General features: G+C 49.7%; 20 protein-coding genes and 4 tRNA genes. 7 read left to right on the top strand and 17 right to left on the bottom strand.

Features of this window, described 5'->3' with window-relative positions; all coding sequences use genetic code 11:
* Positions 1-100: 100 nt before the first annotated feature.
* From rpoB to mnmC2, 16 genes are all read right to left on the bottom strand, one after another.
* The gene (rpoB, locus tag ACYVBJ_RS03870; protein WP_460980981.1) at positions 101-3,970 is read right to left on the bottom strand and encodes a DNA-directed RNA polymerase subunit beta; all 3,870 of its coding nucleotides are present in this window, start codon (positions 3,968-3,970) and stop codon (positions 101-103) included.
* Positions 3,971-4,219: 249 nt separating this feature from the next.
* Positions 4,220-4,606 (bottom strand): 50S ribosomal protein L7/L12, encoded by a 387-nt coding sequence (rplL, locus tag ACYVBJ_RS03875; protein WP_460974354.1) that lies wholly within the window; start codon positions 4,604-4,606, stop codon positions 4,220-4,222.
* A gap of 53 nt (positions 4,607-4,659) precedes the next feature.
* On the bottom strand, positions 4,660-5,193 hold the full coding sequence (gene rplJ, locus ACYVBJ_RS03880; protein ID WP_460974353.1) for a 50S ribosomal protein L10: 534 nt from the start codon (positions 5,191-5,193) through the stop codon (positions 4,660-4,662).
* A gap of 3 nt (positions 5,194-5,196) precedes the next feature.
* Positions 5,197-5,895, bottom strand: a complete 699-nt coding sequence (gene rplA, locus ACYVBJ_RS03885) for a 50S ribosomal protein L1 (RefSeq protein ID WP_460980982.1) — start codon at positions 5,893-5,895, stop codon at positions 5,197-5,199.
* A 26-nt stretch (positions 5,896-5,921) separates the two neighbouring features.
* Positions 5,922-6,365, bottom strand: coding sequence for a 50S ribosomal protein L11 (gene rplK / locus ACYVBJ_RS03890; RefSeq protein WP_381523162.1), 444 nt, complete (start codon positions 6,363-6,365; stop codon positions 5,922-5,924).
* A 162-nt stretch (positions 6,366-6,527) separates the two neighbouring features.
* Positions 6,528-7,088, bottom strand: a complete 561-nt coding sequence (gene nusG, locus ACYVBJ_RS03895; RefSeq protein ID WP_460980983.1) for a transcription termination/antitermination protein NusG — start codon at positions 7,086-7,088, stop codon at positions 6,528-6,530.
* Positions 7,089-7,101: 13 nt separating this feature from the next.
* A complete protein-coding gene (gene secE / locus ACYVBJ_RS03900; protein ID WP_012928967.1) occupies positions 7,102-7,293 on the bottom strand; it encodes a preprotein translocase subunit SecE in 192 nt (63 codons plus the stop codon).
* An 18-nt stretch (positions 7,294-7,311) separates the two neighbouring features.
* Positions 7,312-7,382: transfer RNA gene (locus tag ACYVBJ_RS03905), tRNA-Trp, on the bottom strand.
* Positions 7,383-7,506: 124 nt separating this feature from the next.
* The gene (gene tuf, locus ACYVBJ_RS03910) at positions 7,507-8,694 is read right to left on the bottom strand and encodes an elongation factor Tu (RefSeq protein WP_460980984.1); all 1,188 of its coding nucleotides are present in this window, start codon (positions 8,692-8,694) and stop codon (positions 7,507-7,509) included.
* 140 nt (positions 8,695-8,834) lie between these two features.
* Positions 8,835-8,906, bottom strand: a tRNA-Thr gene (locus tag ACYVBJ_RS03915).
* 27 nt (positions 8,907-8,933) lie between these two features.
* Positions 8,934-9,006: transfer RNA gene (locus ACYVBJ_RS03920), tRNA-Gly, on the bottom strand.
* A 7-nt stretch (positions 9,007-9,013) separates the two neighbouring features.
* Positions 9,014-9,099 (bottom strand) — tRNA-Tyr (locus ACYVBJ_RS03925).
* A gap of 174 nt (positions 9,100-9,273) precedes the next feature.
* Positions 9,274-9,792 carry a hypothetical protein gene (locus ACYVBJ_RS03930; RefSeq protein WP_460980985.1) on the bottom strand — a complete coding sequence of 173 codons (519 nt, stop codon included), beginning with the start codon at positions 9,790-9,792 and terminating at the stop codon, positions 9,274-9,276.
* 115 nt (positions 9,793-9,907) lie between these two features.
* The gene (locus ACYVBJ_RS03935) at positions 9,908-11,995 is read right to left on the bottom strand and encodes a M13 family metallopeptidase (RefSeq protein WP_460980986.1); all 2,088 of its coding nucleotides are present in this window, start codon (positions 11,993-11,995) and stop codon (positions 9,908-9,910) included.
* Between the two features lie 157 nt (positions 11,996-12,152).
* Positions 12,153-12,746, bottom strand: a complete 594-nt coding sequence (locus ACYVBJ_RS03940) for a thioredoxin family protein (RefSeq protein WP_460980987.1) — start codon at positions 12,744-12,746, stop codon at positions 12,153-12,155.
* 96 nt (positions 12,747-12,842) lie between these two features.
* Positions 12,843-13,508 (bottom strand): tRNA (5-methylaminomethyl-2-thiouridine)(34)-methyltransferase MnmC2, encoded by a 666-nt coding sequence (gene mnmC2, locus ACYVBJ_RS03945; protein WP_460980988.1) that lies wholly within the window; start codon positions 13,506-13,508, stop codon positions 12,843-12,845.
* 119 nt (positions 13,509-13,627) lie between these two features.
* On the opposite strand from mnmC2, the gene ACYVBJ_RS03950 reads away from it, so the two are divergent.
* From ACYVBJ_RS03950 to ACYVBJ_RS03960, 3 genes are all read left to right on the top strand, one after another.
* On the top strand, positions 13,628-14,137 hold the full coding sequence (locus ACYVBJ_RS03950) for a DUF4293 domain-containing protein (protein WP_460980989.1): 510 nt from the start codon (positions 13,628-13,630) through the stop codon (positions 14,135-14,137).
* Positions 14,138-14,188: 51 nt separating this feature from the next.
* On the top strand, positions 14,189-16,678 hold the full coding sequence (locus ACYVBJ_RS03955) for a zinc-dependent metalloprotease (protein WP_460980990.1): 2,490 nt from the start codon (positions 14,189-14,191) through the stop codon (positions 16,676-16,678).
* A 133-nt stretch (positions 16,679-16,811) separates the two neighbouring features.
* The gene (locus tag ACYVBJ_RS03960) at positions 16,812-18,305 is read left to right on the top strand and encodes a hypothetical protein (RefSeq protein WP_460980991.1); all 1,494 of its coding nucleotides are present in this window, start codon (positions 16,812-16,814) and stop codon (positions 18,303-18,305) included.
* A 79-nt stretch (positions 18,306-18,384) separates the two neighbouring features.
* Here the strand turns inward: ACYVBJ_RS03960 and mdh are convergent, their stop codons facing one another.
* Positions 18,385-19,326: a malate dehydrogenase gene (gene mdh / locus ACYVBJ_RS03965; RefSeq protein ID WP_460980992.1), complete on the bottom strand. Its 942-nt coding sequence runs from the start codon at positions 19,324-19,326 to the stop codon at positions 18,385-18,387.
* 200 nt (positions 19,327-19,526) lie between these two features.
* Between mdh and ACYVBJ_RS03970 the strand changes: the two genes are divergently transcribed.
* From ACYVBJ_RS03970 to ACYVBJ_RS03985, 4 genes are all read left to right on the top strand, one after another.
* A complete protein-coding gene (locus tag ACYVBJ_RS03970; protein ID WP_460980993.1) occupies positions 19,527-19,985 on the top strand; it encodes a YkvA family protein in 459 nt (152 codons plus the stop codon).
* Positions 19,986-20,163: 178 nt separating this feature from the next.
* Positions 20,164-20,367: a Sec-independent protein translocase subunit TatA/TatB gene (locus ACYVBJ_RS03975; protein ID WP_460974340.1), complete on the top strand. Its 204-nt coding sequence runs from the start codon at positions 20,164-20,166 to the stop codon at positions 20,365-20,367.
* 151 nt (positions 20,368-20,518) lie between these two features.
* Complete coding sequence (gene gatA / locus ACYVBJ_RS03980; RefSeq protein ID WP_460980994.1) at positions 20,519-21,946, top strand: Asp-tRNA(Asn)/Glu-tRNA(Gln) amidotransferase subunit GatA; 1,428 nt, start codon at positions 20,519-20,521, stop codon at positions 21,944-21,946.
* Between the two features lie 109 nt (positions 21,947-22,055).
* Positions 22,056-23,690, top strand: coding sequence for a lytic transglycosylase domain-containing protein (locus ACYVBJ_RS03985; protein ID WP_460980995.1), 1,635 nt, complete (start codon positions 22,056-22,058; stop codon positions 23,688-23,690).
* The last annotated feature ends 95 nt before the right edge of the window (positions 23,691-23,785 follow it).

Consider the following 23,785-nt stretch of genomic DNA (forward strand, 5'->3'; position numbering starts at 1 on the left):
TTGGAGATTATATGTTAAAGGAAAAAGGGAGGAAAGAAGGAGAGGAAGAAAGGAAAAGGGGTTAAGTCCCATTCTCCTTTCTTCCTTTCCTTCTCTCTCCTTACTCTAATGTAATTTCAAGCGCTAAACCACGCAACTCGTGAACAAGTACGTTGAACGACTCAGGAATGTTCGGCTTCGGCAGGTTTTCACCCTTCACAATCGCTTCGTACGCCTTGGCACGACCAACTACGTCATCGGATTTAACCGTTAAGATTTCCTGTAGGATGTTCGACGCTCCGAAAGCCTCCAACGCCCATACTTCCATCTCACCGAACCGCTGACCACCGAACTGCGCTTTACCACCCAGCGGCTGCTGCGTTATGAGCGAGTACGGTCCAATCGAACGGGCGTGCATCTTGTCGTCAACTAAGTGGCCCAGTTTCAGCATATAGATGATACCGACCGTTACGGGTTGATCGAAACGTTCGCCCGTCAGACCATTGTACAGGTACGTACGACCGAACGAGGGCAAGCCCGCTGCATCCAATTCATCCGCAACCTGCTGTTCCGTAGCTCCGTCGAAGATCGGCGTCGCGTACTTTCGGTCGAGTTTCTGACCGGCCCACGCCAATACTGTTTCGTAGATCTGGCCAAGGTTCATCCGGGATGGTACGCCAAGCGGGTTCAACACGATATCAACCTTGGTTCCATCTTCCAGGAACGGCATGTCTTCATCGCGTACAATCCGGGCAACAACCCCTTTGTTACCGTGACGACCGGCCATTTTATCACCTACTTTCAGCTTACGCTTCTTGGCGATATACACTTTAGCCAGTTTCACGATACCGGCTGGCAGTTCGTCACCTACTTCGAGCGTGAACCGCTCCCGCTTGAACCGCCCCGTAATTTCGCTCCGACGATTGTTGTAGTTTTTCACCAACTGAACAATCATGTGATTGAGCTTGTCGTCGTCGGTCCAGCCGTCGAGGTTGAGATCAATCAGCAGGTTCGCTTCTTCCGGAACGGCGTAGCCGCTTTCGTCGCGATAAGGGTTCCGATCAGGGAAAAGGTTATCCGTAATATTCTTACGGTTAAACTTCACGCCTTTGCTAACAATGTCATCACCGAACTTATGCTTGACGCCCTGGCTCGTTCTACCGTCAAGTAACGTAACCAGTTTCTCAATCATCCGGGCGCGGAAGTCGTTCAGCTCACGACCGTATTTCTTCATCAACGACTTCACCTCGTCTTTGTGCTTACCGCGATCCTCTTTCGCCGGACGGGCAAACAACTTGGTATCGATAACGACACCTTTCAGAGAGGGTGGTGCTTTCTTGGATGCGTCTTTTACGTCGCCGGCCTTATCACCGAAAATAGCGCGAAGCAGTTTTTCTTCTGGGGTCGGATCACTTTCTCCTTTCGGCGTGATCTTACCAATCAGAATATCACCTTCTTTAACTTCCGTACCTACTCGAACGATACCATTCTCATCCAGGTTGCGAACGGTCTCTTCGCTCACGTTCGGAATTTCGGAGGTTAGCTCCTCTTCACCCCGCTTTGTGTCACGTACTTCCAGTTCAAACTCTTCGATGTGGATCGAGGTAAATATATCTTCGCGTACTACACGCTCGGAAATCACGATGGCATCCTCGAAGTTATACCCCTGCCAAGGCATGAAGGCAACCTTCATGTTACGGCCGAGCGCTAACTCACCAGCCTGGGTAGCGTAACCTTCACAGAGTACGTCACCTTTTTTTACCTTCTGGCCTTTCAGGACCGTTGGTTTCAGGTTGATGCAGGTATCCTGGTTCGTCCGGCGGAACTTGATCAGATTATACGTCTTACGTTCTTCATCGAACGTAACGGCCATCTGATCGTCATCAAGTTCATACCGTACCACAATTTTAGTTGAGTCTACAAACTCAATTACACCGTCAGCTTCGGCAATAACCAGCGTTCGCGAATCAACTGCAACGCGACCTTCCAGACCTGTACCAACAATCGGCGCTTCAGGACGAAGCAGCGGCACTGCCTGACGTTGCATGTTCGAGCCCATCAGCGCTCGGTTAGCATCATCGTGTTCGAGGAACGGAATCATGGAAGCCGCCACCGACACAATCTGGTTCGGCGCAATGTCCATGAACGTCACGTTCGTAGGCTCGGCCATTGGGAAGTCGCCCTCAAACCGAGCTTTCAACCGATCGACCTGAAAGTTGCCGCCTTTGTCAATACCGGCATTAGCTTGCGCGATATAATGGGTATCCTCTTCCTCGGCTGTTAGGTACATCACTGGCTTATCCATCGATACCTTACCGTTTTCAATAATACGGTATGGGGTTTCAATGAAGCCCATGCTGTTAATTTTAGCATAGACACACAGTGACGAAATCAGACCAATGTTCGGACCTTCCGGGGTTTCAATCGTACATAACCGACCGTAGTGCGTATAGTGTACGTCACGAACTTCAAAGCCCGCCCGTTCGCGTGACAGACCGCCAGGTCCCAGTGCCGACATACGACGCTTATGCGTCACTTCGGCCAGCGGGTTGGTTTGGTCCATGAACTGCGATAGCTGGTTGGTTCCAAAGAACGAGTTGATAACTGACGACAACGTACGAGCGTTGATCAGATCAACCGGTTTGAAATCTTCGTTATCCCGTACGTTCATCCGTTCTTTAATAGTCCGGGCCATACGAGCCAAACCAACGCCAAACTGAGCGTACAGCTGTTCACCTACTGTCCGGACACGCCGGTTGCTGAGGTGGTCAATATCATCGACAACGGCTTTCGAGTTAATTAAGCCAATCAAGTACTTCACAATCGACACAATATCTTCTGTGGTCAGTACTTTCATGTCCGACGAAATGTCGAGACCGAGCTTTTTATTAATCCGATACCGGCCTACATCACCAAGGTCATAGCGCTTGTCCGAGAAGAACAGACTCTGAATAATTTCACGAGCCGTTTGTTCGTCGGGGGCATCCGCGTTACGTAACTGCCGATAGATTTGCTCCACAGCCTCTTTCTCAGAGTTAGAGCTATCTTTTTGCAGGGTGTTATAAATAATGTTGTAATCGGCCATGTTCATGTCTTCCTTATGCAGGATGACTGATTTCTGACCCGAGTCTGTAATCACATCAATATCGTCCGCCGTGATTGCTGAGTCACGCTCAAGCAATACCTCATTCCGGCTGATCGAAACTACCTCGCCCGTATCCTCGTCCACGAAGTCCTCTGTCCACGTGCGAAGCACCCGAGCCGCCAACCGACGACCGATCGCTTTTTTCAGATTCGCTGGCGTAGCTGGAACCTCCTCCGACAAACCGAACAAATCAAGAATGTCTTTGTCAGATCCAAACCCAATGGCACGTAACAGCGTCGTTACCGGAAATTTCTTTTTCCGATCGATGTACGCATACATAACATTGTTTACGTCCGTCGAGAACTCAATCCACGATCCCTTAAATGGGATGATTCGTGCCGAGTATAGTTTTGTACCATTGGTGTGCTTACTCATCGAGAAGAACACACCTGGCGAACGGTGTAACTGCGAAACAATCACCCGCTCAGCTCCGTTAATTACGAACGAGCCTTTCTCGGTCATGTACGGAATATTGCCCAGGAAAACCTCCTGCTCAATCGTTTCAAAATCCTCGTTGTCAGGATCATTGTTTGACAGACGCAATTTGGCTTTCAAAGGCACAGAATAAGTCAACCCCCGATCAATGGATTCGTCAACCGAATATTTCGGTGGGTCAACTGAATAATCAATGAACTCCAGTTTGAAATTCTCACGGGAGTCCGAAATAGGAAAGTTTTCCTGAAACACCTTGAACAGCCCTTCCTCCGACCGTTGGTTCGAAGGGGTATCAAGCTGGAAAAAATCTTTGAAGGATTTTACCTGAATATCCAGAAAATCCGGATATTCAATCACTGGCTGAATCGTCGCAAAATTTTTGCGCGTACTGATTTTCGCGTTTGTAGCCAAGATTGTACTCTGTTTAGTTGCGTAACCGATTCTTAATGAGTGCGTTGCGAAGATTTGCTACGGCGCTCGGACTAAGCGGCTATTCAGACCCCAGGCGTCACCCAACCCAAGGGGCGTAAATAGACAACGTAAGTCAATAAAAATAAGTTTGTCTTTTGCAAGGGCATAGACAAAAAAGTCTCCAAACAGGAAAAGACCAGACGTTGGTCTGGCCTCCCCTGCCTGGAGCGATATGCGATAAGCAATTGCTTACTTCACTTCAACTTCAGCGCCAGCTTCTTCAAGTTGCTTGCGCAGTGCTTCTGCTTCGTCTTTAGCAACGCCTTCTTTTACAGGTTTTGGTGCGCCGTCAACCAGTTCTTTCGCTTCTTTCAGGCCCAGACCTGTCAGATCTTTAACCAGTTTAACAACCGCTAGTTTACCAGCACCCGGCGCTTTCAAGATCACGTCGAATGAGGTTTTTTCAGCAGCAGCCGGAGCAGCATCACCACCACCTGCGGCACCGCCAGCTACCATTACGGGAGCGGCAGCAGCCGGCTCAATTCCGTATTCATCCTTCAGGATAGCAGCCAGTTCGTTTACTTCTTTAACCGTTAGGCTTACAAGCTGCTCAGCGAACGCTTTCAAATCTGCCATTGTAGTATTTTAATTTGATTGTGATACGATGTTGAAAATTATACGTCGGATAATTAAGCTGCTTCCTCTCGCTCCGACAGCGTTTTGAGGATACCGGCCAGTTTGTTACCACCACCTTGCAACGCCGAAATAACGTTTTTGGCAGGGGATTGCAGCAGACCGATGATTTCGCCGATCAGTTCCTGCTTGCTCTTCAGTGCGATGAGCGTATCCAGTTGATCAGCACCAATAAACAGGCTGTAATCGATAGAAGCAGCCTTTAATTGCAGCTTATCGTTCGTTCTACGGAACTCTTTGATAAGCTGCGCCGGTGCTTTGCCATTTTCAGGGTGAAACATCACCGCTGACTGACCGTGCAGCACCGCATCGTTGAACGGCGTATAATCCGTATCAAGGGTTTCGAGCGCTTTTTTGATGAATGAATTTTTCACCACTTTATACTCGATGCCCCGTTCAAAACACATCCGACGGAGATCGTTGGTTTCAGCAACCGTCATGCCATTGGCTTCCGTGATGTAGAAGAAGGGAGTAGACTGAAACTTTTCAGTCAATTCCTCAATAATTGCTCCTTTGTCCTCGCGCTTCATGGCTTAAATTCCGGCAACTGTGCCTTTATCAATCGTAACTCCCGGACTCATCGTGCTCGACAGGTTGATCGTCTTAACGTACGTACCCTTAGCCGAAGAAGGCTTCAGACGCATTAACGTAGAAATAATCTCCTGCGCGTTCTCTGCCAGTTTTTCCGGCGTAAACGATACCTTACCAATACTGGTGTGAATGATACCGGTTTTGTCAACTTTAAAGTCGATTTTACCAGCCTTCACCTCACGAACTGCTTTACCAACTTCCGGCGTTACCGTACCCGATTTTGGGTTTGGCATCAACCCACGAGGTCCTAACACTTTACCCAGACGACCTACTTTAGCCATTACGTTCGGCATCGTGATGATCACGTCAACGTCCGTCCAGCCTTGTTCGATCTTCTGAATGTAATCGTCGAGACCTACGAAGTCAGCTCCTGCTTCTTTCGCTTCGTTTTCTTTATCCGGCGTGCAAAGCACCAGAACGCGAACCGTCTTTCCTGTACCATGCGGCAATGTGGCAACACCACGTACCATCTGGTCAGCTTTACGCGGGTCAACGCCTAACCGAACGTCAATATCCACAGAAGCGTCGAACTTAGTGAACGAAATCTCTTTCAGGATCTCAGCAGCTTGCTGCAGTGAGTATTCCTTAGAGGAATCGTACTTCGATTGCGCTTCTTTTTGTTTTTTCGTTAACTTAGCCATCTCTGTGTTTGCTTCGGCAAGTCTGATTAAATCTCGAAAGGCGCAGTGCCTGTCACCGTAATACCCATACTGCGAGCCGTACCGGCCACCTGCTTCATTGCCGACTCTACCGTGAACGCGTTCAAATCAGGCATCTTCGTTTCCGCGATTGTCCGAACTTGATCCCACGATACAGAGCCAACTTTGTTCCGGTTTGGTTGAGCAGATCCGCCTTTCAGCTTAGCCGCTTCCATCAGCAGAATTGGTGCCGGTGGCGTTTTGATCACGAAATCAAAGGACTTGTCCTTATAATACGTAATCAAAACCGGCAGAACCATCCCCATTTTATCCTGCGTACGGCCGTTGAACTGCTTGCAGAATTCCATGATATTTAAACCCTTGGAACCTAGTGCCGGACCGATCGGAGGAGAAGGGTTAGCCTGCCCGCCTTTGACTTGCAGCTTTACGTAGCCACCTACTTCTTTTGCCATTGTCTGAATAATTTACGACCGCGTAAGCAGCCCCATCTGATTTCTGATTACAGTTTATTAGTCACATCGTAAACCGCAACCATTGACCATCAATTCAATTCCAGCCATTTGTTCTCTAAGGGAAGCAAAGAACGCCTGACCAACTGAAAGCTAGCTGGAAGACTAGCTTTCCTTTTCTACTTGTGCGTAACTGAGTTCTACCGGAGTACTCCGGCCAAATATTTTTACAACGACGTTTAATTTCTTCCGGTCGTCGAATACTTCTTCTACTGTACCGATAAAGCCACCAAAGGGGCCATCAACTACTTTTACAGACTCACCTTTCAGGTAAGCAACAGTTGGTGTTGCCACTTCCTGAGTTTCCTCATCAACTTTACCTAAAATACGGTTTACCTCGGCCTGACGTAAGGGCACTGGAACCTTTGAAGTTGTTCCAACCTGTGAGTTTCCTAAGAAACCTAACACACCTGGCATATTCAGGATCAAGTCAAGCGCACGGTTATTTCCTAGGTCAGCCGAGATTAAGATATAGCCGGGAAAAAATGATTTTTCCCGAACGCGCTTTTTACCATTACGCATTTCGTATACCTTTTCCGCTGGAATTAATACCTGCGGAATAATCTCATCCAACTTTTGCCGTATAATCTCGTTATCAAGATAAGATTTGATTTTCTTCTCTTGACCAGAGACCGCCCGAATGACGTACCATTGTATGCCGCTCATGTTTGTTATCGTTTTAGAATGACTGATAGAACGCGTTCAGTCCGTTCTCAAACACCAAATCGATTAGCCCGACCAATAGCGCAAAAATCAGCGATGCTACCAGTACCAGGGTTGAGCTGGATTGCAGATCGCTGAATTTGGGCCAAGTCACGTTGTGCTGAACTTCCTCCCAAGAGGCCTTCAGAAACGAGATAAACTTGTCCATTGTTAAGTAAGGGATTTGCACGGGTGGAGAGATTCGAACTCCCATCAACGGTTTTGGAGACCGCTATTCTACCCTTGAACTACACCCGTATCGGAGTACTGTTTAAAAAAAGTCCGTCACGGCGTGCTTCCGAAACGGACTGCAAAATTACGAAATAATATCAAAAAACAAGTGCATCCCCCGAAAGAAATGCACTTGTTCTGAATTACTTACTTAATCAAGGATTTCGGTTACCTGACCAGCGCCTACGGTACGGCCACCTTCACGAATAGCGAAGCGAAGACCTTTTTCCATAGCGATTTTGTTGATCAGCGTTACGTCGATCGTGATGTTATCACCTGGCATCACCATTTCAACGTTAGCAGGAAGAGAGATCTCACCCGTTACGTCGGTGGTGCGGAAATAGAACTGAGGACGGTATTTGTTGAAGAATGGGGTGTGACGACCACCTTCTTCTTTCGACAATACGTAAACCTCAGCCTTGAACTTCATGTGAGGAGTTACCGAACCAGGCTTGCAAATAACCATACCACGACGGATATCGGTTTTTTCAATACCACGGAGCAGCAGACCTACGTTGTCACCGGCTTCGCCACGGTCCAGAATTTTCCGGAACATTTCAACACCCGTTACAACAGATTTCAGGTTTTCAGCACCCATGCCGAGGATCTCAACTGGCTCACCCGAGTTGATAACACCCCGCTCGATACGACCCGTAGCAACCGTACCACGACCCGTGATTGAGAATACGTCTTCCACCGGCATCAGGAACGGAAGATCCGTTTGACGAGGAGGTAGCGGGATGAAGCTATCAACAGCATCCATCAGCTCTTCAATGGTTTTAACCCATTTGCCATCGCCGTTCAAGCCACCAAGAGCCGAACCTTGGATAACTGGGATGTTGTCACCGTCGAAGTTGTAGAAGCTCAACAGTTCGCGGATTTCCATTTCTACGAGTTCGAGCAACTCTGGATCGTCCACCATGTCCACTTTATTCATGAACACAACGAGCTGAGGTACACCTACCTGACGAGCGAGCAGGATGTGCTCACGGGTCTGTGGCATTGGACCGTCCGTTGCAGCTACCACGAGGATAGCACCGTCCATTTGAGCAGCACCCGTTACCATGTTTTTCACATAGTCAGCGTGGCCTGGGCAGTCAACGTGTGCATAGTGACGGTTGGCTGTCGCGTACTCAACGTGTGATGTATTGATGGTGATACCACGCTCTTTTTCTTCCGGAGCGTTGTCAATCGAGGAGAAGTCCCGAATTGCGGCCAGACCCTTTTCGGCCAGCACTTTCGTAATGGCAGCCGTCAGCGTCGTTTTACCGTGGTCAACGTGACCAATCGTACCGATGTTTACGTGCGGTTTCGAGCGGTCAAAATTCTCTTTTGCCATGTTTTTAAAACGCTATTGTGAACTGTTGTTTGTTTTTGGATTAACTCGCTGAACGTCAGTCAAGCCGTCCGAAATTACGCCCAAACAGCGCGACCAGGATACGGCTTTAATACGCAAAAAGACTTCACGAAGAAGTCTTGAGCCGTTACGGGGACTTGAACCCCGGACCTCTTCCTTACCAAGGAAGTGCTCTACCGCTGAGCTATAACGGCTTGTTTTTAACAGTGTGTAATCAACTGAGCGGAAGACGGGTCTCGAACCCGCAACCTATAGCTTGGAAGGCTATCGCTCTACCAATTGAGCTACTTCCGCTTTTTATTGGTGGGGAGTGGAGGATTCGAACCTCCGAAGGCGTACGCCAGCAGATTTACAGTCTGATCCATTTGGCCACTCTGGAAACTCCCCAAAATCACTGTTAAAGAACAATTTCCGCTCCCTTTCGGGTTTGGAGTTGCAAAATTACACGCTTTTGCGGTGTTGTCAACAGCTAGATTGAAAATAATTTAAGGAAGAAAGCTAATTCATTTAAAACCAGCACGAAAATTCAATGAGCGGAGACTTTTTTATAGAACCCGTCTTTTATTTGAGCAACTCCGTTAACCGCTTACCATCTGGATACAACATGTCTGTTATGCGCCAGCGGCCGTCTTGCTGCTGCATTTCGCATTGCAGTTCCACAGGCCTGCTCTCGCGGTTGAAGGTAACAAACACAACCGCTTTTTTGCCGGCTACGTTAGCGGGTAATACCCAGGCTTTTTCAACAGCTTTATCGGGTGCATTAAACAGTAAATCAGCTTTTAGTGGCTTCTTACTTTCCCAGATAAGGTCCGCCGTTGGCTTTGCAAAAAATTGGTCAACAAGGGTACGGTCTTTCGTTTCTTTAAACGGATTTTCTTTTTTTCTATGCTCAAAGTAAAGCGCTCTTACTAATCGATCAGCGGCCGATCTGGGGGCTTCCGCAGAGGGACGTTTGGTAAGCAAAGCGACACTGTCAACTTCTTCGGTTGGTGTAGCAACCGTTGTTTCTGTTTTCGATGTTGTCTGGCAGGCTAAGCTGCCTGCGAGCAGGATGACACTAGCTGGTTTCAAGAAATTCATGGCATTCTATCAGTGTTCAGGTTGAATGGGCAATCTACTAAAATTAGCTCCATAAACTAGAAGAGCCCTATCTACGTAGTGGATAGGGCTCTTCTAAACATTTGATACATCTGTATTACCAAACTTTTATGCGGTCTTCCGGCTTCTTGTACATTTTATCACCGGGTTGAATGGTAAAGGCTTGATACCAGGCATTTATATTAGACAGAGGTCCATTACACCGATAGAGGCCCGGTGCGTGTGGATCGGTCATTATCAACTGCGCCTGCGTTTCGGGCAATACGTTGATCCGCCATATCTGTGCCCAGGACAAAAAGAAACGTTGATCGGGTGTGAAACCGTCAATCATGCCTTTTTTCGCATTGGCTTTACCTTGCGCGGTCTTCTTAAATGCATCATAAGCTATAGCTAATCCACCTAAATCAGCTAAGTTTTCGCCCAGTGTTAGTTGGCCATTGACCTTAATGGAATCAAGTACCTTGAAGCCGAAGAACTGCTCTTTCACCTGATCGGCCCGCTTCTTGAAATTATCAGCATCGGACTTCGTCCACCAGTCCCGTAACGTACCATCGGCATCGTACTGGCGGCCCGAATCGTCGAAGCCGTGCGTCATTTCGTGACCGATAACTGCACCAATACCACCGTAGTTAACGGCATCATCGGCGTTGAAGTCAAAGAACGGGAACTGTAGAATAGCTGCCGGAAACGCGATCTCGTTGTTTACGGGATTGTAATAGGCATTTACCGTCGGAGGTGTCATGCCCCACTCCGTCCGGTCGACCGGCTTACCTAGGCGATTGATCATGTAGTTGTACTGCCATTTGCTGGCTGACTTAACGTTTCCGTAGAAATCATTCCGGGCAATGGTGACACCTTCGTAGTTTTTCCACTTATCCGGGTAGCCGATCTTCCGTTTGAACGAGGTAAGTTTTGTTAAGGCACGTTTTTTCGTATCCTCACTCATCCAGTCCAGGTTTTTGATGTGTTCTTTGTACGACGCTTCGAGATTATCAACCAGCGTTAACATACGCTGTTTAGCTTCAGGTTTGAAATAGCGCTGAACGTATAGCTGTCCCAGCAGGTCGCCTAACGATCCGTCGATCAGTCCGCTGATACGTTGCCAGCGTGGTGTCTGCTCCTTCTGGCCAGTGAGTACTTTCGAGAAGGCAAAGTTCTGCTTAACAAATGCATCACTTAAGTACGGGGCCGATCCTTTGAGAATATTCCAGCGCATAAATGTGCGCAGGTCTTCAATGGGGGTAGCCGCAACTAAGCTATCCAACGAGCGGAAAAACGTAGGGCTTTGGACTAATACCGTATCCTGGCCTTTAGCGCCGTATTTGGTCAGTTGATCCGCCCAGTTGATGCCGGGAGTTTGCTGACTGAAATTAGCAACTGTTAACTTATTATAGGTTTTATACGGATCGCGCAGTTCAACACGGGCCATCTGCGCTTTAGCCAGTGCCGTTTCAACCCGCATGATTACGTCGGCATCCTGAGAAGCCTGCGAAGGCTCTTCACCGATCAGGGCAAACATCTTGGTCAGGTGATCGCGGTACGCTTCCCGAATTTTCTGACTACGCGCATCATTTTTCAGGTAATAATCACGGTCAGGCAACGTAGTGCCTCCCTGACTGAGCTGAGGCAGATACTTGCTTACGTTTTTGCGATCCTGCGCGACGAAGAAGCCAAACAGCATACCGTTGCCCTGTGAACGCTGGTACGCTAACTCGTCCAGAAATGCGGGCTTGTTATTGACCTTCTCGATTCGGGCCAGTTCGGGTTTGATTGGATCGAAGCCTCGCTTCTCGATGGTTACGCTGTCCATACCGCTGACGTAGTAGTCGCCAACCATTTGGTACAAACGACCTTTCGTCGCGCTTTTTGACGCATCTTCCAGCAACGATTTCATGGCGTCCAGACTTTTGTCGCGGAGCTCGTTGAAGCTACCCCATGACGTTTTCGACGCGGGTATTGCGTTCTGACGAAGCCAGTTCCCGTTTGCGTATTGATAGAAGTTATCGCCCGGCTTTACCGACATATCCATGTTTTGCGGGTCGATGAACTTACGCGGGTCAGCTTTCAGGCGAGCGCTTGGCCGTGACCGGCTTATGGGGTCACCGGTTGTTTTCTTCGGCGGGGTGGCAGCCGTGAGGCTTACCGACACAGCAATTGCCGACAGAAAAATTAGTTGTTGATTCATGTACTTGTACCAGTTGGGGTAAATGAAGGCTACAAAACTACTTATCTTCTTGCATTTATACGAACGAATAACGCGGGCCGGACGGACTTGCCAGCATAAAACGATTAGCCCGTTTTCACTGGTGAGTCTGTCCGGCCCGCGTGGGCCTCCTGTTACGTTACTTACTGGATTTCAGAGCGGCCTGAAATTGCTTGGTATACGTACCCGATTTGTATTGATCGAAGGGCTCTTTCTGGTGATAATCGTTCCCGAAATACGTGATGATCTGGTGGAACGTACGCGGTTCGAGATAACCCGGAATGGGTTGAATCAAGTTAAATTTTTCGTCCATGAACACCGTAGTTGGGTAACTCAACTGGTTTTTCATGAGTGCAGCGGCCAGTTCCTGAACGCCCCGCCCGTTGGCGCTGCTCATGTATTTAAACGTTTGTTTCCCCAACGTAATGTCACCTGGCTGTTCAGCATTAAGCCGTACGGCGTAATAGTTCTCGTTGACGTAGTCGACGATTGCCGGTTTGGAGAACGTTTCGCGATCCATCACCTTGCACCACCCACACCAATCTGTATATACATCGATAACGAATTTCTTAGGTTTCTTCTGAGTCAGGGCGTACGCTTGCTGAACCGTTAACCAATTGATACGTTTAGTTTCGGTGGGAGCCTTCACAAGTGATTCCGTTGGCAGCGTTGTACGGAATGCGCTGATTGTGACGATCACAAAAGCAGCGAAGAAGAGAATCAGACGGTTCATACGCAGTTGAGGTTACCGATGCAGTTGTTTCGTTTATAACGTACAGTCTTCACTAAAATTAAGCCGAGAGCGCTAAAATGTGGTTTATCCCTCAGTTCAACGTACGGCCCGGATTACATCCCGCTTATGCGGAGGACCAGGATGTTTCTCAACCGTTAGGCCAGCCGCCCGCATGTTACGTTGTACGTAGCTCTTTGAGCAGTACGTGGTCAGTATACCTTCAGGAAGCAATAAGTTTGCCATTTGCCCAAAAACCGGTTCCTCCCAAAGCTCAGGCTGCGCCGTTGGCGCAAAGGCATCAAAATAGATCAGATCAAACTGCTCAGCGAGTCGAAGTTCCTGTAAACTGCTTTCCAGTTTGGTCAGGGTCATATATGAATTGATTTCGACGGGTACGTTCCAGGGGGATTCGTGCAGTTTCGACAAGTAATCCGTACCGAGCAATGCGTCATAGTTAAGTTGCCGGGCGTCGGCGGTGGGCATTGGATAAGCGTCGACGGCTACGTAATGAACGGGCCGCTGGTGTTTTTCGGCTTCGCGTGCAGTCAGTAAGGCGTTCAGGCCCGTGCCGAATCCCATTTCAAAAACGCGCAACGGCTGATCCTCAAATTTCTCGAACGCGGCCAGCAGGCCCAGTTCGATATACACGCGCTGTGATTCCTGATACGCTCCGTGGATCGAATGGTACGTTTTATCGAGTGTTTGATTAACGGCGGTATGTGAGCCATCGGCCGTAAGGACCAATCGGACGTCTGCTTTCATAATCTATCGGTTTTGGGCTAATTTTGCCTCCGGACAATGCATAATGGACAAGCGATGCGACGTACTGTCGTTTGGCGGTCGATGATCTGCGGCCAATTACACATCTTTCATTTATTCCAATGATTCAACGCGTTCAAACTATTTTTTTGTTTCTTATCGCTGTCGCTATGGGCGTTGCGCTGGCTAATCCACTCTGGGAGAAGACCGGCACTCAACCTACCGAACTAGCACAACTAACGGCGCTGCAATACACGCAACAACAAACTGTTCCGCAACAGGCAGGCATTCCGGCTCAACAAGCCCCTATGACGATGATTACGTCGGTATGGTACCTGGGCTTACTCCTGGCTCTAGTGGCCTTATCATCGGTGTACGCAATTTTTCAATACCGGAACCGGCTGACCCAGACCGCGCTGTGCGCCGTAAACGCCTTAATGCTCACGGCCATCATGGGGATCATATTATACCGAACCCTGTACGCGGGTAAGGAATTCGGCAATCCGGCCGATCAGGGTAATTTTCTGTTAGGCTTCTACGCTGTCATTGCAGCCTTATTGTTTAACGCATTAGCTAATCGGTTTATTCGCCGGGATGAGAAGCTAGTGCGGGGGTCCGATCGCCTGCGTTAGATTGTCTTGCTTTTCTTTTATCTTGAGCGGGGAAATACGACCTCGCTCAAGATGATTAAACGCTTACTCTCTCTTCTTTGCTTCGTTCTACCAGCCTCTTTCACGGCAAACGCCCAACCTAGTACCACCGCTCCTGTCAACATCACGGGTTTTACGGCCAACATGGAGCGTTACCCTGGCTTTCTCACCTATTACTGGGATGCCAAGAAAGGCAAAATCTGGCTGGAGATCGACAAATTCGACACGGAGCTTCTCTACTACCCTACTCTCGCTCAGGGCGTCGGCTCCAACGACATTGGCCTGGATCGCGGCCGACTCGGCCAGGAGCATATCGTCAAGTTTCAACGGAGCGGCCCTAAAATATTGCTGATTGAACCGAACTACGCGTATCGGGCTATCAGCAGCGATCCGCTCGAACGACGGGCGGTTGAGGAGTCGTTTGCCAGGTCGGTACATGCCGGATTTGAGGTTGCTGCCGAAGAGAATGGTCGAGTACTTGTCGACCTGACGCCGTTTCTGATGCAGGACGCCGTTGGGGCCGCCCAGGCCATTTCTCAGACTAAGCAGGGCAGTTACAAATTTGATCTGTCGCGCAGTGCTATGTACCTGCCGCGTACCAAAAGTTTCCCGCAGAATACTGAATTCGAGACCATCATTACGCTTACGGGCGAAAACGCCGGTCCCTACCTCCGGGATGTGGTGCCAACGCCAGCAGCTGTGACCATGCACCAGCACCATTCGTTCGTGCAGCTGCCCGATGCCGGTTACAAACCCCGCGCCTTTGACCCACGTATCGGCTATGGTGGCATTGAGTTCTTCGATTATGCAACACCCGTCAGCCAGCCCATTACCAAACGCTACATTTCCCGGCACCGACTGGAAAAGAAAGAGCCTAATGCAGCCGTCAGTGAAGCGGTAAAGCCGATCATTTATTACCTCGATCCTGGTACGCCCGAACCCATTCGGTCGGCGCTGCTAGAAGGCACCAGCTGGTGGAACCAGGCTTTCGAAGCCGCTGGCTACCGGAACGCCTTTCAGGTTAAGCTCCTGCCGCCTGACGCCGATCCGATGGACGTCCGTTATAATCTTATCCAGTGGGTTCACCGGTCGACGCGGGGCTGGAGCTACGGAGCCAGTATCATCGATCCACGTACCGGCGAGATCATAAAAGGAAAGGTTACGTTAGGTTCATTACGTGTCCGGCAGGATTACCTGATCGCTCAAGGGCTAATCGGCAATTTTGATACGAGCGATTCGGCCCATGTCAACGAACTGATGACGATGTCGCTGGATCGACTGCGCCAACTGGCTGCGCACGAAGTTGGTCACACACTGGGCCTACCGCATAATTACCTAGCCAGTACGCAAGGCGGGCAGCCCGATCAGTTCGGTCGCGCGTCGGTCATGGATTATCCGACGATGGTCGCCAAGATTAAGGGGGCCTCCATCGACCTATCGGACGCCTACGCCAAAGGTATCGGCGCTTATGATAAGTGGAGTATCCGGTACGGTTATGAACAGTTCCCGGCCGGGGCGGACGAGAAGCAGGAGCTTACTAAAATCATCAACCAGATGCACGCGGCCGGGCTGTCGTTCCTGACCGATCAGGATGCCCGTCCCGAAGGCTCATCGCACCCGGCCACCCACCTCTGGGATAATGGGGCCAATGCCGTAGACGAACTAAAGCGCGTAATGACCGTTCGGCGCATTGCACTAGCCAATTTCACGGATAAAAAGATTCCGTCGGGGATGCCAATGGCTACGCTGGAAGAAGTGTTCGTGCCGATGTATATGTTCCACCGGTATCAGGTTGAAGCAACCGCAAAAGTCGTCGGTGGCCAGGCGTATACCAACGCACTACGTGGGGATGGACAGCAAGTGTTACAGACCGTTCCGGCGGCTGAACAGGAAAAAGCTCTGGCCACCTTGTTGCAGACCCTCGATGCACAAATACTAGCCGTACCTGAAAAGCTCCTGAGCCTGATTCCGCCCCGTCCCTTCCGCTATGAACCCAATCCCCGCGAGGTTTTCAAACGGCATACGGGTATGACCTTCGACCCCTTAGGGCCACCAGAAGCGGCTGTGAGCATGACTTTACGGTTGCTGCTGAACCCTGAACGATGTGCTCGCTTAATACGCCAAAAAGCCGTTGACTCTACATTGCCAGGACTCAATGATGTACTGGATCGCTTACGTGACGCGGTCGTTAAATCGTCTTTCATAAATCAGGAAACGTACCGAGGAGAAATTGCCCGCCAAACCGAGCGGTTACTGCTTGATCAGCTCATTCGCCTGGCCACCAATAAAGATGCGGATGGTAGTGTACGGGCGGCAACGCACGAAGCCATCATGCGTTTGCAGGCCTACTACACGAACTCAAAAACGTTCGCCACGTATCGGTATGACTACCACCGGTGGTTAATTGAGCAGTACCGCTCCGATCCCGATCGGTCTGTAACCCCGTCAACCCTGGCGCCCCCCGATGGTGCTCCTATTGATCCGGGTCAGGACTGGCTTTCTGCCGATTGTGACTGGCGGTAAACCCAACTGAACTGGCACTGGTCACAACTTTTAACGACCTGCTGCAGGTATTCTAAGCAATTTCTAAGTAAGTCAGGAAACGCACGGTCTACTTTTGGTCGTGCGTTTTCATTTCTTCCCTATGTAATCAGTTATGAACCGACTAGTAGCGGCATTTTTTTTATCATGTAGTGGCCTAGCCGTAGCCCAGCAACCCATTACTACGTTACCAGCCGACACACTGGCTCCTACAACTGAACAAAAGCAACAGGCACCTGGCACTACTACTCCCCCATCTACAATTACCGACACGGCCAGAACCGACAAAAATGAATTAAAGTATAACCTTAATGCGTCAGGCAGCCACTTCTTTAAGGTTACGCTCCTGAATCAGTCGTGGTTACGGCTTAACAACAGCAACCCCGGCACTACGGTGGCGAACACGGCAAAAGAACAGACCCTCGACATTGGGCTTCGTCGAACGCGTATTCAGTTGTTTGGTCAGCTAAACGACCGGGTTCTGGTGTACTTTCAGTTTGGTCTGAACAATTTCAACTTTCTGAATGCCTACCCGGCCTACGGCTCTACGACAGCGCCACCCAACCGGAAAGTGCAGGCATTCTTCCACGACGCGGTAGCGGAATACCTGGTCTTCAAAAACAAAGATTACCTGAAGATCGGCTATGGCCTGACCGTCGTAAATGGTCTATCCCGGTTTAGTCAGCCCAGCGTTAGCACCATTGTGAGTATGGACGTACCGGTGTTCGCGCAGGCAACGGTAGACCAAACGGATGAGTTCGCCCGTAAGCTGAGCTTGTACGTCCGTGGGCAAATTGGGCCGATTGATTACCGCTTTGCCATGAGCGATCCGTTTCCGGTTCAAACCAATGGAGCAGTTCCAGCGGCTTTTAGTCAGTACTCATCATTCGCTCAGAAAGGGCATCAGAAGCAGTTTCAGGGGCTACTTCTCTATCAACTCTTTGATAAGGAGTCGCACCAAACTCCGGGTTATATGACTGGTACGTACCTCGGCAAAAAGAAAATTCTTAATCTGGAAACTGGCTTCATTCATCAAAATAACGCTATGTGGCACCGTGAAGGCACCACAACGGCTCCCGATACGGTCTACGGAGCTCTGAACCTGTGGTCGGTTGCCGCGTTCCTCGACATGCCGCTGAATAGACAAAAGGGTACGGCAGTAAATGCGTATCTGGGGTATTTTCATACCGATTACGGCAAGAACTACCTGCGCTTTAACGGCATCATGAACCCCGCAACGGGGATTGCATCAGCCCCGGCCGGTGTTGGCGGGACGCAGGGGAATGCATTCCCAATGTTTGGTAGCGGTAACGTAGTGTATAGCCAATTGGGGTATCTGCTGCGGCAAGATTTGTTTGGCAATGGAAACGGCACATTAATGCCGTACGCACAAGCCCAGATTGCAGATTATCAACGTATCAATGGAACCTTAGGCATCTATAACCTTGGAGTCAACTGGCTCATTCGCGGAAACAACACGAAGATAACCCTCGATTATCAGAACCGGCCGTACTACCAAACGGGGGCAACAGTAGATGGGAACGTTCAGCAAATCAATGCAGCCGGGCGACGCGGCCAGTTTGTGCTCCAGTTCCAGGTGTTTATTTAAACACCTATTTTTCCATAACAAAAGCCCTGCTGTGGATCAGCAGGGCTTTTGTTATATACGGCTACTATCAACTACGTATTTACACGCCTATGTTCAACGTGCTCAATACGTTGTTCATGTTCCGAACGGCATCGGCAGACTTCGCAAACGCAGCCTGCTCTTCGTCGTTCAGTTTGTAATCGATGATTTCTTCCCAGCCGTTACGTCCCAGCACCACCGGAACACCCAGGCAGATATCGGATTGGCCATATTCACCCTCAAGCAGAACGCAGGACGGGATCACGCGCTTCTGATCACGCAGGATGCTTTCAACCATGTAAGCTCCAGCCGCTCCCGGTGCATACCAGGCCGAGGTACCGATCAGGCTCGTCAGCGTCGCGCCACCGACCATTGTGTCAGCCGCTACTTTTTTCAGGGTGTCTTCGTCCAGGAACTGGCTAACGGGTACACCGCCTTTGGTGGCCAGACGAGTCAACGGAATCATCGTCGTATCGCCGTGTCCGCCAATCACACTCGCCTGAATATCATTGGGCGAGCAGTTCATGGCCAGCGACAGATAGGTTTTGAAGCGAGCCGAATCCAGCGCTCCACCTAAACCAATCACCCGATTTTTTGGCAAACCCGACGATTTCAGCGCCAGGTACGTCATTGTATCCATCGGGTTAGAAATAATGACAAAAATGGCGTCGGGCGAGTATTTCAGGATATTTTCGGTAACGCCTTTTACGATACCCGCGTTGATACCGATCAGCTCTTCGCGCGTCATACCGGGCTTACGGGGCAAACCCGATGTAACAACCACTACATCTGAACCCGCAGTTTTTTCGTAGTTATTAGTAGAGCCCGTCAGTTTGATGTCGCAATCGAGTAGTGTTGACGCCTGAAGCATATCAAGCGATTTGCCTTCGCTGATGCCTTCTTTGATGTCTAATAACACAACTTCATGAGCGAGTTCACGGCGGGCGATGTTATCGGCGCAGGTGGCTCCAACGGCCCCCGCACCTACTACGGTTACTTTCATAGCGTATTCGAAATTAAAAGGTTAACAAGCGAGCGCAAAAGTACGGTCGGAGTTTAAGACAAACCAATGGCAAGCTGAATAAACTTCCGGTCTCCAAGATCAGTTTATGGACTATTCAGAGATTTTTTTTGTTATAGGGAAAGTAACTAACCATTCACCTGGCAATTCAGACAGATTAGTCAGATGATCCTTAAACGTCAATGGCAAATAAGAGTATACTGACGCGAGTCCTAACCTCCATCTTTTTTAAACGAGCCAATATCGGTGCCGTCCGCTACGCTCGTAACACGCGAAGCTTATACACCTTAATCCGGGAAGCGCTCGATAAAAGTGGCGGTTTGTCGGGCAAAAACATCGCGGTCTTCCGGGAACAGCTGGGCGTTGTGACCCGCCTGCTGAAAGCCTACGCTTCGGGCGACTATCGTCAACTGCCCTGGAAAACTTTGATTCGGGTCATTGCGGTATTAATCTATTTCGTATCGCCAATCGATATACTGCCTGATTTCCTGCCAATTGTCGGCTTGACGGATGATATTGCGTTAATGCTTTGGTTGTTCAGCGGCATTAAAGATGACATTGAAAAATTTCGGTTGTGGGAACAGTCCAATTCGACCTCGCAGGAGGAGGCCCCACGCCGACAAACGATTAAGATCGGCTAGTACGGCTGCTTTTTGTTTAGACCTTTTGTCTGCGCGGCTAAAGTCCATGTTCCTCAAGCGAATATCGTTCTGATGCGATTTGAAGGTCTAGAAATAAAGTAGAATAACTTTAACCCTGTTTTTATAGGGTACTACGCGAGAGTTTTATAAATTTGCATATATTCAAATCCTAAGAATCATGATTTCGGCAAGCATTTTCGCAATTATGGGTTTGGGCGGTCAGGAAATGGTGTTCATTTTCTTAGCACTGCTCCTGTTGTTCGGCGCTAAGAAGATCCCTGAACTAGCACGCGGCCTTGGTAAAGGCATCAAAGAATTCAAAGATGCCACGAAGGACGTTCGTGAGAATATCGAAGAAGGTCTGAAAGAGCCAGGTAAATAATCGAGTTTGATCATAAGCAGACAATTAGGTAGCTTTATCACAGGCTGCCTGGTTGTCTGTTTCTTTTGATCCAGCTTTGCCAGTTCAGGGCTTTTAAGGTCTTGAACTGGCAGGAAGTAAGCATGAATTTGTAATTAGTAACCCTCCTCTTGTGACTTTACACCGTACCTTTTCTGCTGTTCAGGCTGATCTGCAAAGCGGCTCCATTACGTGTCTCCAGTTAGTAGAGCAATATTTGACTAGAATCGCGGAGTACCAACACCTGAATGTCTTCACCGAAGTCTACGCCGACGAGGCCCGTCAACAGGCCGCTTTTGTTGATCAAAAGCTGGCGAACAAAACGGCGGGCCGATTGGCGGGCATGGTTATCGGCATAAAAGACGTACTGTGTTATGCCGGTCATGGTATTCGGGCGGGCAGCCGAATCCTCGACAATTTTACGGCTCAATTTACCGCTACAGCCATTCAGCGGCTGCTCGACGAAGATGTCGTTATCATCGGTCGGCAGAACTGCGACGAGTTCGCGATGGGCTCGTCGAACGAAACCTCAGCGTTTGGTCCCGTACGTAACGCGGCCGATCCTACTCGTGTACCGGGCGGATCGAGCGGTGGTTCGGCGGTGGCGGTTCAGGCAGGTCTGTGCCTGGCCAGTATTGGCTCCGACACTGGCGGTTCGGTACGCCAGCCGGCAGCCTTCTGCGGAGTGGTTGGCTTAAAGCCTACCTATGGACGAATCAGCCGCTGGGGCTTGATCGCTTATGCATCTTCCTTTGACTGCATTGGTCCGATTACGAACACAGCCGAAGATGCTGCACTGCTGCTTGAGATAATGGCAGGTGCCGACGATTTCGACAGTACGGTATCAAGCCTGCCTGTTGGTGCGTATACGCAAGCTCAGTTACCCGAACGCCCGCTTCGCATTGCGTATCTGCGCGATGGCGTAGAAAGCGAGGCCATCGATGCCAGCATCCGCCAGGCAACCCAACAGAAGATTGACGACTTGCGGTCAGCCGGTCATGTTGTGGAGCCGGTTGATTTTTCACTACTGAACTACTTGTTGCCAACGTACTATATTCTGACTACGGCAGAAGCTTCCTCAAACCTGTCCCGCTTCGACGGTGTACGGTACGGGTACCGAAGTAAACCGCTGGCCGATACATCAGCAAACGCCCTTTTATCGTTGTACAAGCGCAGTCGCACGGAGGGCTTTGGCCCGGAAGTACGTCGGCGAATTTTGCTGGGTACGTTTGCGCTGAGCGCCAGTTACTACGACGCTTATTACACAAAAGCGCAGCAGGTACGTCGGCTGATTCGGCAAGAAACGGAACGGGTTTTTGAGCAATATGACTTCTTACTATCGCCAGCCACCCCTACCCCCGCTTTTCAACTCGGCGAAAAGATGGATGATCCGCTGCAAATGTACCTGGCCGATATTTTCACGGTTCAGGCTAACGTGATCGGGTATCCAGCCATATCGATTCCGAATGGTCTTGACGCCAACGGTCTGCCAATCGGCCTGCAATTTATGGCCCCGCCATTTGCCGAAGGTTCGCTGGTGGCACTGGCCAAACAACTATAAACGGTGGTTCTGGCACCAACCAGCAAAGCTGTCAGGCAGAACGTAACAAAAGGAATTTTGTGACTTAATCGTCGCTCAATTTACGTAACATAAACCTAACCAAAACTACATGAAATACTTGAATCGTAGCCTGTTGGGAGTGGGCTTTATGAGTGCGGTGCTAGGTCTGGCAACAGCCAGCTACGCCGGGACTACGTTTCAATCGCCTGTGACCAGGCAAGCTGATTCGGGCGTAACAGACAGTACCATCGTCAAAAAAGACACTGTAGCTATCGTTCCCACCGTCAACGATAGCCTGTTACGTGAGCGGTTGACGAAACTACAAAAAACCATTCCGCTCAATTACCATAAGGCCGTTCAGGCTTATGTCGACTATTTCACCTTCCGGAAAGCCAGTTCGACCAAGCTGATGCTGGAGCGGATCCCGCTCTTCTTTCCTCTGTATGAAAAGATGTTTGCTCAATATGGCCTACCCGAAGAGCTTAAGTTTCTTTCCATTGTTGAGTCGGCATTGAACCCACGAGCCATTTCCCATGCTGGCGCAGGTGGACTGTGGCAGTTTATGCCGGGCACGGGCCGAGACATGCGACTCTATCAGGACGATTACATCGATGAACGCATGGATCCGGTTAAAGCGACCGAAGCGGCCTGTAAGTACCTTCGGGACCTTTACAACATTTTCGGCGACTGGGAATTAGCGATGGCTGCTTATAATTGTGGACCAGGTGCCGTTAAGCGCGCCATGCGCCGATCGGGTGGCGATTCCTTCTATACAATTTACGATGCCCTGCCTAAAGAAACACGTGGGTACGTACCGCAGTTTGTGGCATTTACGTATTTGATGCATTACGCTAATGATCACGGTATTTTTGCGGAGAACTACGAATACCCCATCCCGCACGATACCATTCAGGTCACGGGCTATTTCAATCTGGAAACATTTGCCAAGCATAGTACCATGCCGTTGGCGGATCTTCAGAAAATGAATCCAGCCGTAACAACAACGATCTTACCAGAATATACCAATCGCTATCCGCTACGAGTGCCGCGCGAACAATTTCCGTATTTCGCGAGTCGTCGGCGGGCTATCATGGACTCGGCAAGCCGTCTGCCGGTGGCTATGCCCCACATTCTGTTAGCGCATGCCGAAGACATTCGGTACAGCAATGATTCGGTCGACATTTGGGAAGATTTAGGTAAGAATCCGTTAGCCCGTATTACGTTAGAAGAGACTCCTACCGAAGTAGTAGCCTCAACAAAAGGCGTCGACAAACAGGCACGGGTGGCCAGCCAGCTTGCTATTGCGGAGCCAGCCAATGTGCTACAGGATGATATAGAGACGGTTGTCTCCCGAAAGCCCCGCAAACAGACCTATGTTGTAAAACGGGGTGATAATCTGGGCGATATTGCGGATCGGTTCAACGTAGAGCTGTATGATCTCAAACGCTGGAATCACATTCGTTCGTCACGTATTGAACGAGGTCAAAAGCTCGTCATTCTGAAAGAAGTTGCCGAAACCCGTACCGAACGGCTGGCCGATCAGGGAAGCCCGAAAGCTGAGAAGAAGGCTGAAAGCATAACGAAAACTAAGCGGTATAAACCCCGCTATCATCGCGTTCAGAATGGAGATACACTCTGGAATATCGCCCAGCGTTACGACGGTCTAACCATTGACCGGTTGAAAAAAATGAATAATATTCGGGGCAATGCCCTTCGGCCCGGCCAAAAATTGATTGTTGGGTAGCGTTCAAAAACCCGTTTGCAAACCCTTCTACATCCCACGACTCACCTTAAAAAGTCGTGGGATTTTCGTATCTTTACTAGTTATAACTACCTTAT

This window comes from Spirosoma fluminis, from assembly GCF_054778895.1.